Origin of the sequence: Olsenella sp. An270 (assembly GCF_002159735.1) — a bacterium.
Lineage (GTDB): Bacteria > Actinomycetota > Coriobacteriia > Coriobacteriales > Atopobiaceae > Thermophilibacter.
Genome location: NZ_NFJF01000003.1, coordinates 202,901 through 217,582 on the forward strand (window position 1 = coordinate 202,901; position 14,682 = coordinate 217,582).

Here is a 14,682-nt window from a genome sequence, read left to right on the forward strand (position 1 = left end):
AGGGCACCTGGCCCCGCCCCCTCTCGGGGACGGGGCCTTGTCATGTCCAGGCTCGCTCAGCGACGCCGCCTGCGGCGCATGCTGAGAAGGACGGAGGCTACGCCGAGAGTCGCGACGCCGGCTGTCGGCATCGCGGCCTCGCCGGTCTTGGCGAGCGGGGCGACCTCGCGGGCCTGCTCGACGTAGTCCTCGTCATGTCCCTCGAGGCCCTCGCCGCCCCCGTTGCGGTAGAGGTCGACGTGTGCCCGGTTGGTGAGCGTCGCGCCCTCCTCGTAGGCATCGGTGGTCGTCATGCGCATGACGAGCGGGGCTCGCTCGAACCCGTCCTCGGTGAGGTCTCCCGCATGGGTGGCCGTCACGTCGTCGACGTCGTCATGCAGGTCCTTGAGGTCATCGCGGTCCCAGTCCCCGGAGCGCGTCGTGAAGCCCTCCTCCACGCGGCCGTACTCGAGGCGTATCGACACGACCTGCTCGCCCTCGTCCAGGCCGAGGTCGGAGACCGAGAGCTCGTTCGCCTCGACGGCGCTCACGTCCCGCGCCCAGAGCCGCCAGCCCTCGTAGGAGAGGACGCGCCCGTCGTCCCCCAGCGCCTCCGCATTGTCCTCCGAGAGGAGCCAGGGATTGTCGTGCCCGTCCGAGAGCGTCGCGTTGGCGTCGCTTGCGTCGACGGGGTCGGTCTCCGTGAGGCTGGTCCGGTACCACACGTTGAGCAGCCCGTCGTAGTCGCCGCTCGCGACGGGCGTGACGATGCCCTCGAGCTCGGCGAGCCCGTCGATCGCAGCTCCCAGCTCGTCGGTCACGGTGAACTCGTCCACCCAGGTCGAGCTCGTGCTGCGGAAGTCGACCGAGTAGGCGTAGGACCCATCACCGTCCTCGACGACCTCCTGGCGCTTGTCGACCTCACCGCCGACCTCGATCGGGCGGTCATACATGACGACGGTCTGGACCTCGCCCGTCGGGGCGACGGAGAACTCCACAGCCGTCGCCTCGTCGTAGTCGTGCGGGGTCATCTCCTCGACGAGCGTGTAGGTGCCCACGGGCAGAGCATCGATGAGATGCGGCTCCTCGGTGGAGACCCAGCTCTCAACCACGTTGCCGTCGGCGTCGAGCACGGTGAGGTGCGCCCCGGGGACCTCCCTCTCGTTCGTGATGTCGCGCTTGGACAGCTCGACCTTGGTGAAGTCGTCCTCGACGGAGACCTCGAGGGTCGGCGAGCCGTCGATCAGCCCCGTCTCGTCGACGACGAAGGTGCGCAGGCTACCGTCGACGAGGTAGCCGTCGGGCGCCTCGACCTCGGCGAGGCAGTAGGTCCCGGGTCGCAGATGCCGCAGCGTGAGCGTGCCGTCGTCTCCGGTGGTGACGAGCGCGCGCTCCGGCTGCGTCGCGCCCCCGTCGTCCTTCTCGCCCGCGTCGTCCCGCCAGAGGGCGAAGGTGGCCCCGGCGAGCGACTCCCCCGTGCCGAGGACGGTCTTGTCGAGCGTCACGACCGTCGGCTCGTTGGTCGCCTCGACCGAGGCGGTGACCACCAGGGTGCGGTCGTCGGCATAGGAGAGGGTGAACTCGTGCGGCGTCGCGTCGAGCGCGTGACCCGGTGCGGGCACGGACTCCACGAAGGCGTAGGTCGCGCTGCCCGTGCCGAGCGGGAGGCCGTCCACGGTGGCCGCGCCGTCCTCGCCCGTCGCCACGTGGCCCACGATCTGCCCCGCCGTCGCCTGGACGGTCCCGTCGGGCGAGATGACGTCCTGGCGCGCGATGACGTCGAACTCGGCGCCGGCGAGCGAGCCCGCGCATCCCTCGTCATGCACGCCCGTCGCCGCCTCCGCCGCGCCGGTCGAGCACCTCTTTGCGATGGTCGCCGACCCCGTCGCCTGCTCGTCGGCGAAGACGACGACGCTGACCGGCGGCGTCTCGGGGGAGTTGTCCACGGTCACGACGACGTCCTCGCCGGAGGTGAGGTAGGGCGCTGCCGCGGAGACCTCACGGATGACGTAGGTGCCCGGCCTGAGTTGGCCGGGGAAGGTCACACATCCGCTCTCGTCGGTGGTGAACTCGCTGATCTGCTCGTGGTTGGGATACCACACGTCCTGGGACAACTCGTTGCCGCCCTCGTCCAGGAGCTTGAAGGTGAAGCCCGCGAGTGGCACCGTCTGGCCGCTCCCCGCATCCGTCTTGACCACCTGGATGCGCGTCGACACGAAGTCGTTGTCGACGATGTGGTGCAGCGTGACGCCGTTCGCCATCTGCTCGGGCGAGACGTGCCACTCCGGCGCCGGCTGGTAGCCCTCGGGCGTGGTGGAGGCGACCTCGCGCACCGTGTATCCCGCGCGGTCGTAGGGGAGCGCGCCATGGACGCCCTCGGGGCGCTCGCCGACGCCGTACCAGCCGCCCTCCGTGGTCGCGTAGCCCTTCTCGTCCGTGATGAGGGTGGCGACCACCTCGCCGGTGGTGCCCGACACAATCTGGAACTCGACGCCCGCCGCCGGGTCCTGCAGCCCCGAGCCCTCCGCACCGGTGTCACGGTACTTCACGAGGTCCAGGTCGAACGCGATGACGTCCTCGACGAAGTCCCCCGCGGGCTCGTGCGTGACGACGCCGGTCTCGGAAAGGCTCTCCGCGCCGATCTCGTACACGTGGACGGTCGGGTCGAGGAGGTAGCCCTCCGGCGCCCTGGTCTCCGTCACGCTCACCCTGCCGAGAGGCAGACCGGAGATGGTCAGGGACCCGCTCTCGTCGGTCGTCCCGGTGTGGGCGGCGCCGCTGGCGTCCACCACGCGGTACTCGGCGCCGGCGAGCGACGCCCCCGCCTGCGCTGCCCCTCCCGTCGCCGAGTCGCGCTTCACGATCCTGAGCTCGAGCGTCCCGGGAGCGTCCGTGAGCTCTACGACGCCGTCCGACGACCCCGTGGAGAACTCGACGCGATCGTCGCTCAGGACGAAGCCCCGGGGCGCTGCGGTCTCCACGGCGTAGTAGCTTGTGTTTGGCTTGAGCGAGCAGCTTGCGCGGCCCTCGTCGTCGGTGGTGATGGTCGCCACCTTCGCGCCGCTGCCCGCCTCGTAGATTTCGTAGGTCGCCCCGGCATAGCCATACTCGGCATTCCCGCTCGTGAGCGCTGCGTCCGAGGAGACCTTGTCAAAGCGGACCTCCACGAGGGGGTTGTACTCGAAGGTCACCACCGTCTGGGAGCGGGCGCCCTCCACCCACGCGGAGTTGTTGCCGGTGTCCATCTGATAGACCTCGAACCCGTCGGGCGCGCCCAGGCCGTCGATTGCGAGGCCCACGGCGCTCGGGTTCTCCACGCCGCCGTTGCTGCCGTAGGTGTAGCCGAGGATGTTCCAGCAGTACCACGCCCTGAAGGCGTCTGAAGTGTCCGTGAGCGCGACCCCTCCGTCGCTCGTCACGCGATCGGCGACCAGTATGTGCGTGTAGACGTAGAACTCGTCGTCGGTGATGGACGAGCCGTCCCAGTCCTGGCCTGCGGGGAAGCTTCTTCCCTGCGCGTCGGTTCCGCCGATGTGGGAGCGCCAGTAGTCGGGGTCGAACCCGGGGCCGCCAAAGCCGTAGTACATGACCCGCTCGACGCTCTCGACCGGCCATCTCCACCCCGCGTTCTCCACCGTCTGGACCGGCTCCCGCGTGTAGTAGCCCGATTTCGGCGGGTTGTTCTTCGGGTCGGCGCAGTAGGCCACCTCGCCGTTCGCGCTCATGCGCGCGGTCCCCATGGTCCCGAGCCCGCCGTACCAGATGCGCTCGCCCACGGTGAGATAGATCGAGTCGCCGGTCTCCGTCTGTGCGGCCACCGCCCGCGTGCCGGTGCCGCCGAGGATGCCCTGGAGGACGAGGGCGAGGGTCAGCAGCAGGGCGACGATCCGCCCCAGGGGCCGCCTCCTGCCCGGTTGCCTCGTTCTTGTCGGCCCCCTCCTGACGTCTCTTCTGGGGAACACGTGCCTTGCGTGAGCCATGGCGCCTCCTCGTCCGGTTTGTTGGGTGGGCGGAGAGCCTAGCACGGGGACCCTTCCACCAATCTTCCGGTGGCTGTCACCTGTCTGCGCCCGCAGGTGGGGAGCTCGGGTCTGGTTGATGGTTCGATAATTTGTCGGCAGGCGGTCGCGGGTGCCACGCGAGCGCAGAGGGTGGGCCGAGAAGGGCACTCCTACCGAGGCGCGACGTGACCGACGTAGCTTGCCGTTCGCCCGCGCTGGGAAGCCCCTGCGTATGCTGCCGTAAAATGGAGCTAATGGGTGTGCGCGAGTCAGGAGGCTCCATGGGGAACGATTGGGCATCGCGGAGTACGGTAGCCCTCTTCTTCAGTTACTCCCACAACGATGGGCTGGTGAAGCAGATAGTCGAGCGTGCAGTCTCTGCCTGCAACAATCGGGATGGTGCGCCCAAGCTGCAAATGTTTATCGACGAGCGCAGCATCCTGCCGGGTGAGGTCTGGCGGGGGGAAATTGAAGACGGCTTGCGGCGTACCGAGATATTTCTTCCCTGCATCACTCCAAACGAGACGGCGCGGGGCTACGCGAGGGAGATCGAGATGGCGGGCGGCACGGCGTGCATCAGCCCGGCGTAGTGAGTGGCGGAGTGATGCGCCATCTTTCTCGATGAATGTGCGTGGCTGACCGCTCCTGATTGCATGGCAGATTGTGTCGAAGGTTTCTGTTTGGAGGGGGGCATGATGGCACGGATGAACCTGGGCGATCTCGTCTGGACGCGCGAACCGGCGGCGTGGAAAGTAAGCGAAGACGCGGTCGAGGTCACCACTCGGCCGCGCACCGACCTCTGGCAGCGGACCTACTACCACTTCCGCAACGACAACGCCCCTGTCTTGCAGGCGCGCACCGAGGAGAGATACTTCAGCTTCACGGTGCGCACGAACTTCTCGCAGAGTCATCACCGCTTTGATCAGTGTGGCATCGTGGTGTATCTGGATTCAGAGAGTTGGATTAAGGCGTCCGTCGAGTACGAGAACGAGCGCTTTCAGCACCTGGGGAGCGTCGTCACCAACGGCGGCTGGTCAGACTGGGCTACGACCGAGATTCCCGCGGACGAACGGCAGATGTGGTACCGGCTCTCCCGGCGCGGGGATGACTTCCGCGTGGAGTGCTCGCGTGACGGCAGGGTCTTCTCGCAGATGCGCGTCTGCCACCTTGCGGCCGCGACGGGAGCCGTGAACTTTGGTGTGTACGCGTGCTCGCCGGAGGATTCCTCGTTCACGGCACGCTTCGACCAGTTCGACTTTGGTCCGTGTGCCTGGACCGCCCATGACGGCCAGCAGCCGGACGAGGGGTAGCAGATCGTGTCGGTCTGGGTCACGGGAGACGTTCACGGGAGCATCGACGTGGGCAAGCTCTCCGGGCGCAACTGGCCCGAGGGTAGGGACCTCACACGAGATGACCTGGTTGTCGTTTGCGGTGACTTTGGCATGCCCTGGGACGGATCAAACGAGGAGCGCTACTGGCTCGACTGGCTGGCCGCGCGCCCCTGGACCACGCTCTTCGTGGACGGCAACCATGAGTGCTTCCCGTACCTCGCCGACCTGCCCGTGACCGAGCGCTGGGGTGGTCGCGTGCAGGAGTACCCCGAGTGGCCGGGCATCGTCCACCTCATGCGCGGCGAGGTCTACGAGCTGGGCGGCCTGCGGACCCTGGCGATGGGTGGCGCCTCGAGCCACGACAGGGAGTGGCGGGTCGAGGGGTGGAGCTGGTTTCCCGAGGAGCTGCCCAGCCGGGAGGAACTCGAGCATGCCGAGAGGAACCTGGACGCCGTGGGCTGGAGCGTCGACCTCGTGGTCTCGCATTGCTGCTCGAGCCGTCTGCTGCCCGCCGCCCTCGCGGCGGCACGTGTGGCCGGTGGCCGTGACGGCCGCGACCGCCTCAACGAGTGGTTCGACGCACTCGAGGACAGGCTCGACTTCCGCGGGTGGTACTTCGGCCACTATCACGCCGACGCGCAGCTCGACGAGCGCCACCGGCTGCTGTATCGCGACATCGTGCAGGTGACATGACGGGTGGACAGGGGGCACCCCCCTGCGTTATAGCGAGGGTTGCGAGCCCCGGGTCACATTTTCCTTCTCAGCGCCTGGAGTGCGGGAATAACCCCGCCATAGTCGTTTGCCAGGCCGTAGGTCGCATATTTCGCCACAAGGGTGTTGAAGTACTCCGGCTCGACCTGCTTACAGAAGAAAAGCATTCCCAGGACCCGCGAGGGTGAGCCTTCCTGCTTCTTGAGCAGCGCATATAGCTGCCTGCAGAGCTCCTTCTTGCGGTCCCGCCCAATCGAGAGGGAGCCGTCGGAGGTCAGAAAGACTCCGGTGACGCGACGCGCGTTCCCCGTTCCGCGACAATGGGTCTTCGACCTGTTGAGGGAAAACCCGTGATCGGAAAGTATCTTCTCGACGATCTGCGTGATGAGGCCGGTGTTGATTCTGGAGTCGGAGGATATCGAGATGTCGTCCGAATAGCGGGAGTAGGCATAGCCGTCGGGCAGTGCGGCGATGATCTCTCCGTCGACGGGGAGCATGATTCGGTTGGCAATGAACGGCGAGCACGGACTGCCGACGGCGAGCGCGCCCTTGTAGCATGAGAGGCTGGCGAGAAGATCGACGTCGTCTGCGCCGAGTTGGTGTCGCTGCCCGGTCTCCCCGTCGCGTGCGGACATTCCGGAAAAGACCTTCACCACCACCATCTCGCGTGTGCACGAGGGAAAGAAGTGATGGATGTCCAGCGTGAGCAGGTGCCGGTGGGATGCGTGGATCAGCGCGTTTTGGACGATGCTTCGACCTGTCTCATAGGCGGCGACATAAGGCGGGAGTTCGCTGGTGTTCTCGCGCACGAAGTCGGCGATCCACTCCTGGACGAGCTGGAGACTGGGATCGGGGACAGAGATGACCCGGGCCTTGCCCTGGCCACTCCGGTCCTTCGCGATGATACGAGATCTATAGAGGCTGTCGACGCGTTCGGGGAGGCCGAGGACGTAGTCGGTCGAGACGCCGACCCCGCGGGCGATGGCCGTGCTGACGGGAATCACTCGAAGTACCCCTCCCTTCTTGCCGCATGTCGGCGCTGCAGGAGGAACCTGGCGCGCATGTTCTGGAACGCCTCGCCCTCCGCCTCTTTGCCGAACATAAAATACGACTCGAGATGAACATTCGAGCTCAAGCAGGGGCGAGTGCGACCCCTCATGCGCTGCTCCACGACGTCAACGAGCTTGGTTGCTCGCATGATGCCCAGCACTTGGTCAAGCGTGAACGTGGTGTCGCCCCCGAGCCTCATGTCCTTCGAGAGGATCATCGACTTTGCCCGGAGAGAGCCCCTCTTGTAGCGGAGCTCCTTCGTCATGAAGTAGAGCTCCTCGAGCTCATCGATCGTCAGCGGGCCAAACAGCTGCAGAAGGTCGAGGAGCTCGTGGACAAGGGGGCCAACGAAGAACACGGGAGACGTAGCCCCCGCAGTAGTTGGCTGCTCCCCGCCGACGGGGTTGAACCTCTTTCGGTCCTTGATCAGCTTGCTGCCGAGGGACCGGTGCACGTTCTCGCGAAGCATTGAGACGAACGACGTCAGCTCGGGACTGGAGAACGGGTTGTCAAGGTCAACATAGAAGACCTTGTTCAAGGGTCGTCTGCTCTGCATCATCTCGCGGACGGGGCCGTCATTGATGAAGGAGTGCTTGTCGCGCGTTCCCCTGTCAAGGACGATCGAGGTGATGGCGGCGGCGTGGGGCAGAGCGGAGAAGATTCCGAGCTCGCAGAACGAGCCGTCGCTTTCGCCAAAGACGACGATCCAGTCGGAGATGTCGGCAAGGATCGCCTCCTGCTGCACGAGGCTCATGCCAGTGAGTGATTCTTCGCAGGAGACGTCCTCGGCGGTCAGGCAGAAGACGTTCTGCAGGTCGCTGTTCCTGTTCCTTTTTAGATAGCTCCTGAAACGCCTTCGTGACGCATGTGAGCTCTCGTTCCCGCCGCACGGGAAGACGAACAGTGGTCGGTCGCCATGCACCTGGTTCTTGCGACGGGCCTTGCGTATGAGGTCAATGTCCAAGCAGCTGAGCGAATCCATGATGCGTCCAATCCAAGAGGGGGCGAGAGAACGCACATTCGCTCGATTCGGTTCGGGAGCGGTGCACTTATGTGCACCGCGACCGGACCGAGTTTGGCGAATCACCTTCCCCGGCCTTAAGTCCGGGGAAGCGCGGGTCACGTCTCAGCCCGACCATTGACGGCGGACTAGTCCGAGCGGAAAAAGCGTCGGACCAACGACAGGTCTACGTCCCTCGCCCCCTTTTGTTTGAGTTTAGCAAAGTGCAGGTGACACATCGCGTTCCCTCCGCGAATGGGCGTTCCTGCTGAAAGACGTGGTGGGGGCGAGTATGATTGTCCTGTACTGCTCGATGGCACCTTGCGCCGCGTGCGCGAGAGGCCGGTCAGGAGTTTGGCGGAAGGGGAACAAGCATGGCCTCCGCGGACGAGAAGATGTGCAGTCGCATCGAGAAGAAGGCCGACGAGCTGGTGAGCAAGTGTCGGCGAGATGCGGAGGCGGCGAGCGGGGCCCTGTCGAGCGCCGAGAGCGAGGCAAAGAGTGCCGAGAAGGGCAAGGTCGACGGTGGGTCGGTCGCATGCGGGTGCGTGGTCATCCCGATCGCGGCGATCATAGTCGCTGCCCTGCTCGAGAACGTCGTGGGACTGTTCGTCGGTGGCGTGGTCCTCGGGGTCTTCCAGCAGGGTGGCTTCATCATCGGCGCCGTCGTGGCGATAGCACTGGTCGTCCACTTCGCTACTTCGAGCTCGCGCGCGAGCCGGGCGAGCGCGCGCGTGGGCATGGCGACCGGCGGCGACGACGTCGCGAAGAGGCGCCTGGAGGACGCCGAGGCGCTGCGACGCAGGGTGAAGACGGCTACCGGAAGGCTCCGCTCCGCGACCTCCGACGACGAGCTTCGCAGCGCACGCTCCTCGCTCGAGCGCCTCGAGCGAGAGATCGACTCCGTGCGCTAGGGGCTCCCGTGCTCCGCCGCCCTTCTCGTCGTTCAGATGGGAGCGAGCGGCGACCTGACGCCTTCGCGGCGGTAGAATGGGCGCGTTGCCGTTTGCGACCGTGAGGGGCCCCATGACCGTGCTCGAGCTCATGCAGACCGACGCTCCGTACGTCGCGCGATTTGAGGACATGCCAAACGATCTGCAACTGCGCGCCAAACGACTCTGCGCGCGCTACAACCGTACCGAACCCGGGGCGGCCGACGAGCGTGCCGCGATTCTCGCCGAGCTCTTTGGCACGAGCGGGCCTCAGGTCTTCATAGAGCCGAACCTGCGCTGCGATTATGGCTTCAACGTGCACTTTCATGGGCTTGCGGTCGTGAACTACGACTGTTGCTTTCTCGATACCTCGCCTATCCACGTGGGTGCGGGCGCCTTCATCGCGCCTGGCTGCGTGCTGGCGTGCGCGGGCCATGCCGTGGATCCCGGTCAGCGTGCGGCGGGCATACAGACCTCCGCCCCCATTACGCTGGGCGAGAATGTGTGGCTCGGCGCCAACGTGACGGTCTGCGGCGGCGTTACGCTCGGAGACGGCAGCGTGATTGGTGCGGGGAGTGTCGTGACGCGGGACGTTCCCTCGGGCGTGGTTGCGGCGGGCGTGCCCTGTCGCGTGATCAGGCCGATTGACGAGCGTGACCGGGTGGAGCCGTTCGACTCGGTGATAGGGTCCCCAAGCTGAAGGAACGAGCATGAACCTGCCTGACCATGACATCGTCTTCACGCCCGACCCCGAGCTCAAGGAGCACTGGCTCGACGGGTGGGCCGCCTCCAGTGGGAGCGGTCGCGCGGTGCGCGCGCTCGCGCTCGCCGGTCTCGTTGGTGCCGCGTTCTTCGTGGTGCTTGCGCTCACGACGGTCGACCTGGGCGCCGCGGCGCGCGAGGCGGCGGGGACCGAGGAGGGCGTGGAGCTCGCGCACCTTGCGTTCATGTGTGTGGGCGCGGCTTGCTTCCTCGTCATGACGGCCGTCGCGCGCCTGTGCGGACGGCGGCTGGAGACCTCGGCGAGCTCGCGCATCTCCAACGAGCGCCTGACCATCGACCGGGAGGGATACCTCGTCTACGCTCGGCGGGACGAGCGGGAGCTCGTCGACACCGGGGACGCCCGCTACTTCTGGGGGAGGAACCGAGAGCCGAGGCGCGTGTGCCTGAGCGTCGCGTATCTGCCCTGCTGCGAGTTCTATCTGCTCGACGAGTATCGCGAGCTCGTTGTCATGCCGCTGCGCGCCGGCGCCGTCCGCGAGCGCTGGTTTGCGAGCGAGCGCGAGCTCGAGACGTCCGGCGCGCTGCGCTCACGTCTCAACGTGGGCCACAGCACGCCGGAGGACCTCGCTGCGGACTCGATCGACGACCGGGAGCTCGGCATCGAGCTGTTCCCGTACTTCTCCCCGGACCTGGTGGATACGCTTCGTAAGTTGGGCGTGCCGCAGGGTGCGCCGCACCTTGGCTAGTTGTCGCTGCGGGAGAAGCCGTTGCGCATTCTCATGCTGGTCTCGTAGAGCACCTTGCCCAGGAGGTCGTCCGTCTGGCGACGGCACTCGTCGGCGATGGCCTGGTTGCAGGCCTCAAGATCACCGCCCTCGGCGTCACACTCCCGTACCAGCGCTGCGCAGCGGCTCGTGAGTCGCTCCTGATAGCGCTCCACATGCGTCAGACATGCGGCGTAGGAGGCGTCCGCGAGCGCGGCGACGAGACGGTTTGCCCAGTAGAAGCTGTCTGTGGTGACCTGCGTCGTAGTTTCGGAGAGGTAGGCGGGCGTCGTTGTCACGCCGGCGTAGAACGGCACGAGGGCGTTGAAGACGTTGCTGCCGAGCGAGACCCACTGCAGCGCGGCGCGGCTCGCGTCGGCATAGGGGCGAAGCTGCAGCACGGCGAGCTGACAGTTGCGGTTGATGCCGATCGGTCGGTAGAGGCCGCGCGTGGAGGCGGGGCCGTTTCCGTAGGGGTCGTAGGGGGTTCCCTGGTAGTGCAGCGAGAGCACGTACTTGACGTCCTCGATGGTGACCTTGCGCTCCGGCTCGCGGCACCACGGGATGCGGTTGCTCTCGGGACCAAAGTCGGCGCCCGGCGCCGCCGTCTCCCAGGGGCCGGCGCTCGGGTTGAGGAAGCGCTGCATGTCCCAGGCGCGCGGCGTGTTGTAGACGTGGTCGGCGTCGGAGTGGCTGCCGAAGGCGTCGCGCGGGTTGAAGTGGCCCGCGGAGACGCCGATAGTGAGGTCGAGGTGGTTGGCGGCCATCCATTCGCGCAGGTCGGCGGAGCAGAGATGCTCGCGCTGCTCGCCGAAGGCGTCCGTGAGGTCGAAGTCGTCGATTCCCAGCTGGTTGGGCATCGTGACGTAGGAGTCGTCCGGCACGCGGCGGGCGATCCAGTGGTGGCCGCCCACGGTCTCCAGCCACCAGATCTCGTCGGCGTCGGAGAAGGCGATGCCGTTCATCTCGTAGGTGCCGTAGCACTCGAGCAGGGCCCCGAGGCGGGTCACGCCGTCACGCGCGCTCTTGGCGTAGGGCAGGACGAGCGTGACCATGTCCTCCTCCCCGATGCCGCCGAGACGCTCGGGCTCGTAGTCAGGCTCGCCCTCCGTGCCGCGTGCGGCACGGTATTCCACGAGCGGGTCCGCGGCGAGAACGCGCTCGTTGGAGGTGAGGGTCTCGGTGGCGCTCATGCCCACGTTGCGCGCGTTGAAGCCGGCCGCCTCCCAGAGCCCCTCCTTGAGGTCGGCGTTGGGCATGGCAGTGTAGCGAGTGCCGCCCTCGGGAAGCTCAATCTTAAGGTGGGAGATCACGCTCCGGTAGACGCTGCCCGCCACGGGCGCCTCGCGCGCCACGAAGCGCTTCGCCTCGAACTCCCCGCCCGGCGAGTCCTCGTTGCGGGCGATGATGGTCGAACCGTCGTAGCTGGCCTTCTTGCCAACGAGGATGGTGGTGCAGGGCATGGTGCCTCCTTCTGGGAATGACGTGGTGTGCGCGTCACCATCTTAGCGCGCCGGGTTGCATGAAATGGTCTCTCGTGCAGCGTTGGGGGCGTTTTCAAGATCAAAACCGGCGTTCGTGTAGCGTAAAAATCGACCGAAACTCGACTTTTCCTTCCGTCTCGCAGGGTTTTCCCAGATAGCAATATCAATATCAAAATTAGATTCCGAAAATGGGGAGTTTTTACGCTACACGAGTCGACGTTTTAATTTCTGAGACGGCGTTATGTCGCACGAACGTTGCTTTTATGCAAACGCGACGCGACCGCGTTGCGCCGGGAACCGTGACCGCGCGATAATACGTCGGTTCACAACGAGCGTCGAAAGGCTGCCACGCATGTCGATGAAGTTCAAGCGTCTCCTCCCCATCCCCAAGGACATCCGTGCCGAGATGCCGCTCTCCGTGGAGATGACGGAGCGCAAGGCGGCCTTCGACCGGGACGTGGCCCGCGTGCTGCGCGGCGAGGACGACCGCCTGCTGCTCATCGTCGGCCCGTGCTCGGCCGACCGCGAGGACTCCGTGCTCGACTACGCCACGCGTCTGGCCAAGCTCGCCGAGACCGTGCGCGACCGCCTCGTCGTGATCCCGCGCGTCTACACCAACAAGCCGCGCACCAAGGGCACCGGCTACAAGGGTCTGCTCCATAACCCCAACCCAGAGGCGGCCGACGACCTGCTCGAGGGCGTCAAGGCCATTCGCCGCATGCACCTGCGCGTGGTGGAGGAGACCGGCCTGTTCACGGCAGACGAGATGCTCTATCCCACGAACTACCAGTACCTAATCGACGTGCTGGCCTACATCGCCGTGGGCGCCCGCTCGGTCGAGAACCAGGAACACCGTCTCGTGGCCTCCGGCGTGCCCATGCCGGTCGGCATGAAGAACCCCACGGGCGGCTCGACCGACGTGATGCTCAACTCCATCTACGCCGCCCAGCAGCCGCAGACCTTCATCTTCCGCAACTGGGAGGTCTCCACCACCGGCAACCCCCTCGCGCACGCCGTGCTGCGCGGCTACGTCGGGCTCGACGGCATCAACTACCCCAACTACCACTACGAGTACCTCGAGCGTCTGGCGGAGAAGTACACGGCGGCGAGCTTCGAGAGCCCCGCGGCGGTCATCGACTGCAACCATGACAACTCCGGCAAGCGCCCGTTCCAGCAGATTCGCATCTGCCACGAGGTGCTCGACTCGATGAGCCGCTCGGACACGATCCGCCACCTCGTGCGCGGCTTCATGGTGGAGTCCTACCTCGTCGACGGCAACCAGCCCGTGGGCGGCACCACCTACGGTCAGTCGATCACCGACGCCTGCCTTGGCTGGGACAAGACCGAGCGCCTCGTGAAGGAGATCGCGGAGCGCGCGTAGCTTGAGGACGCGCTACCTGCCGCGCTCGGCGCGCCGCTGGGCACGGGCGGCGAGCGCCATGCCACGCAGCTCCTTGGCGCGTGCGGCGTTCATGGCCTTCACGCCCTTGAGCGGGTAGTCGATCCCGAGCTTGTCGTACTTGGTCTTCCCAAGGGTGTGGTAGGGGAGGAAGTCGAGGCCCACGACGTTGTCCCAGTCCCCGATGATGCGCCCGACGGCCGCGCACTCCTCCTCGGAGTCGGTGAGCCCGGGCACCACCACGTGACGCACGAGCGTGGGGATGCGCCGCCGCGCGAGCTCCTCGCCAAGCTCGAGCGCATGTGAGGCGGGCAGCCCACAGAGCGCCTCGTGCAGCGTGGGGTCCGATGTCTTGATGTCGAGAAGCACCATGTCGGTGGCGTCGAGCAGCTCAGAGAAGCGGTCCGCGCGCGCCGCCGAGAAGGTGGCTGCCGAGGTGTCGAGGCAGGTGTGGATGCGGCCTGCTGGCGCGGCGTGGGCGCCGCGGAAGAGGGCCGCCACGAAGTCGGGCTGCGCCATGGGTTCTCCGCCGGTGACGGTGATGCCGCCGGTGCGGTAGAAGGGACGGTTGCGCTCGTAGCGCTCGAGCAGTTCGCCGACAGTCATGCTGGTCCCGGGACCGGTGCCGTCCGCACGGGCGAACTCCCAGGTGTCGGGGTTGTGGCAGTACTGGCAGCGCATGGGGCAGCCCTGGCAGAACACGACGAATCGCGTGCCGGGGCCGTCAACCGTCCCAAAGCTCTCGGTGGAGTGCACCCGACCGATCACGTCAAGATCACGAGCGCGTCCCTCGGTATCCACAGTCACATCCGCACCTTCCACCCAGACCTGCATGCAACCATGATAGACAGAAGCGGGCGGGGAGGTTGCGGAGCAAAGTTCCTGAGCGCCAAAGGCGCGAAGCACTTTGCGAAGCAACCTCCCCGCCCGCCCTACGGACAGGTCAGGCTGACCTTACATCGCCTCGTGGAAGGTACGGGAGATGACGTCGTCCTGCTGCTTCTTGGTGAGGGAGTTGAACTTCACCGCATAGCCGGAGACGCGGATGGTCAGCTGCGGGTACTTCTCGGGGTGGGCCTGGGCGTCAAGCAGGGTCTCCTTGGTGAAGACGTTGACGTTGAGGTGGTGGCCACCCTCCTCGACATAGCCGTCGATCATGCTGACGAGGTTGTCGACCTGCTCGGGAGCAACGGTAGCGCTCATGTGAGTTCCCTTCTCGTGTGGGTCGCCCCGTCGGGGCGACCCGTTCTGTCTCTCACAGTGTACCCGACAAATGACACTAGACAACTGTCATTTGTCGAATCCTCC

General features: G+C 66.2%; 13 protein-coding genes. 7 read left to right on the top strand and 6 right to left on the bottom strand.

The window, feature by feature from the left end; genetic code table 11:
- Positions 1–56 precede the first annotated feature (56 nt).
- Complete coding sequence (locus B5F73_RS05060) at positions 57–3,959, bottom strand: SpaA isopeptide-forming pilin-related protein (RefSeq protein ID WP_087227176.1); 3,903 nt, start codon at positions 3,957–3,959, stop codon at positions 57–59.
- 302 nt (positions 3,960–4,261) lie between these two features.
- Between B5F73_RS05060 and B5F73_RS05065 the strand changes: the two genes are divergently transcribed.
- From B5F73_RS05065 to B5F73_RS05075, 3 genes are all read left to right on the top strand, one after another.
- Positions 4,262–4,570: a toll/interleukin-1 receptor domain-containing protein gene (locus B5F73_RS05065; protein ID WP_087227177.1), complete on the top strand. Its 309-nt coding sequence runs from the start codon at positions 4,262–4,264 to the stop codon at positions 4,568–4,570.
- A 105-nt stretch (positions 4,571–4,675) separates the two neighbouring features.
- On the top strand, positions 4,676–5,290 hold the full coding sequence (locus tag B5F73_RS05070) for a DUF1349 domain-containing protein (RefSeq protein ID WP_239379810.1): 615 nt from the start codon (positions 4,676–4,678) through the stop codon (positions 5,288–5,290).
- A gap of 6 nt (positions 5,291–5,296) precedes the next feature.
- Complete coding sequence (locus B5F73_RS05075) at positions 5,297–6,004, top strand: metallophosphoesterase (protein ID WP_158094766.1); 708 nt, start codon at positions 5,297–5,299, stop codon at positions 6,002–6,004.
- A 53-nt stretch (positions 6,005–6,057) separates the two neighbouring features.
- Here the strand turns inward: B5F73_RS05075 and B5F73_RS05080 are convergent, their stop codons facing one another.
- Entirely contained in the window at positions 6,058–7,026 is a 969-nt protein-coding gene (locus tag B5F73_RS05080; RefSeq protein ID WP_158094767.1) for a reverse transcriptase domain-containing protein, read from the bottom strand.
- Complete coding sequence (locus B5F73_RS09375; protein WP_158094768.1) at positions 7,023–8,054, bottom strand: retron St85 family effector protein; 1,032 nt, start codon at positions 8,052–8,054, stop codon at positions 7,023–7,025. The genes B5F73_RS05080 and B5F73_RS09375 overlap by 4 nt, the downstream gene beginning before the upstream one ends.
- A 392-nt stretch (positions 8,055–8,446) precedes the next feature.
- On the opposite strand from B5F73_RS09375, the gene B5F73_RS05085 reads away from it, so the two are divergent.
- The 3 genes from B5F73_RS05085 (at position 8,447) to B5F73_RS05095 (ending at position 10,473) form a co-directional block, all read left to right on the top strand.
- Entirely contained in the window at positions 8,447–8,986 is a 540-nt protein-coding gene (locus tag B5F73_RS05085; RefSeq protein ID WP_087227180.1) for a hypothetical protein, read from the top strand.
- A 112-nt stretch (positions 8,987–9,098) separates the two neighbouring features.
- Positions 9,099–9,704, top strand: coding sequence for a sugar O-acetyltransferase (locus B5F73_RS05090; protein WP_087227181.1), 606 nt, complete (start codon positions 9,099–9,101; stop codon positions 9,702–9,704).
- 10 nt (positions 9,705–9,714) lie between these two features.
- On the top strand, positions 9,715–10,473 hold the full coding sequence (locus B5F73_RS05095) for a hypothetical protein (protein WP_087227182.1): 759 nt from the start codon (positions 9,715–9,717) through the stop codon (positions 10,471–10,473).
- Here B5F73_RS05095 and B5F73_RS05100 read toward each other — a convergent pair.
- Positions 10,470–11,954 (bottom strand): C69 family dipeptidase, encoded by a 1,485-nt coding sequence (locus B5F73_RS05100; protein WP_087227183.1) that lies wholly within the window; start codon positions 11,952–11,954, stop codon positions 10,470–10,472. The genes B5F73_RS05095 and B5F73_RS05100 overlap by 4 nt on opposite strands.
- Before the next feature lie 373 nt (positions 11,955–12,327).
- Here B5F73_RS05100 and B5F73_RS05105 point away from each other — a divergent pair, with 373 nt between their 5' ends.
- A complete protein-coding gene (locus B5F73_RS05105) occupies positions 12,328–13,356 on the top strand; it encodes a 3-deoxy-7-phosphoheptulonate synthase (protein WP_087227184.1) in 1,029 nt (342 codons plus the stop codon).
- A gap of 12 nt (positions 13,357–13,368) precedes the next feature.
- Here the strand turns inward: B5F73_RS05105 and pflA are convergent, their stop codons facing one another.
- Positions 13,369–14,181, bottom strand: coding sequence for a pyruvate formate-lyase-activating protein (gene pflA, locus B5F73_RS05110; protein ID WP_239379811.1), 813 nt, complete (start codon positions 14,179–14,181; stop codon positions 13,369–13,371).
- A 147-nt stretch (positions 14,182–14,328) separates the two neighbouring features.
- Entirely contained in the window at positions 14,329–14,577 is a 249-nt protein-coding gene (gene grcA3 / locus B5F73_RS05115) for an autonomous glycyl radical cofactor GrcA3 (protein WP_087227186.1), read from the bottom strand.
- Between the last annotated feature and the right edge of the window lie 105 nt (positions 14,578–14,682).

Bases quoted from the DNA above. Each gene is read 5' to 3' on its own strand.
- B5F73_RS05105 (WP_087227184.1), top strand. From the start codon at position 12,328: ATGTCGATGAAGTTCAAGCGTCTCCTCCCCATCCCCAAGGACATCCGT.
- B5F73_RS09375 (WP_158094768.1), bottom strand. From the start codon at position 8,054: ATGGATTCGCTCAGCTGCTTGGACATTGACCTCATACGCAAGGCCCGT.
- B5F73_RS05100 (WP_087227183.1), bottom strand. From the start codon at position 11,954: ATGCCCTGCACCACCATCCTCGTTGGCAAGAAGGCCAGCTACGACGGT.
- B5F73_RS05095 (WP_087227182.1), top strand. From the start codon at position 9,715: ATGAACCTGCCTGACCATGACATCGTCTTCACGCCCGACCCCGAGCTC.
- grcA3 (WP_087227186.1), bottom strand. From the start codon at position 14,577: ATGAGCGCTACCGTTGCTCCCGAGCAGGTCGACAACCTCGTCAGCATG.
- B5F73_RS05060 (WP_087227176.1), bottom strand. From the start codon at position 3,959: ATGGCTCACGCAAGGCACGTGTTCCCCAGAAGAGACGTCAGGAGGGGG.
- B5F73_RS05090 (WP_087227181.1), top strand. From the start codon at position 9,099: ATGACCGTGCTCGAGCTCATGCAGACCGACGCTCCGTACGTCGCGCGA.
- B5F73_RS05085 (WP_087227180.1), top strand. From the start codon at position 8,447: ATGGCCTCCGCGGACGAGAAGATGTGCAGTCGCATCGAGAAGAAGGCC.
- B5F73_RS05070 (WP_239379810.1), top strand. From the start codon at position 4,676: ATGGCACGGATGAACCTGGGCGATCTCGTCTGGACGCGCGAACCGGCG.
- B5F73_RS05065 (WP_087227177.1), top strand. From the start codon at position 4,262: ATGGGGAACGATTGGGCATCGCGGAGTACGGTAGCCCTCTTCTTCAGT.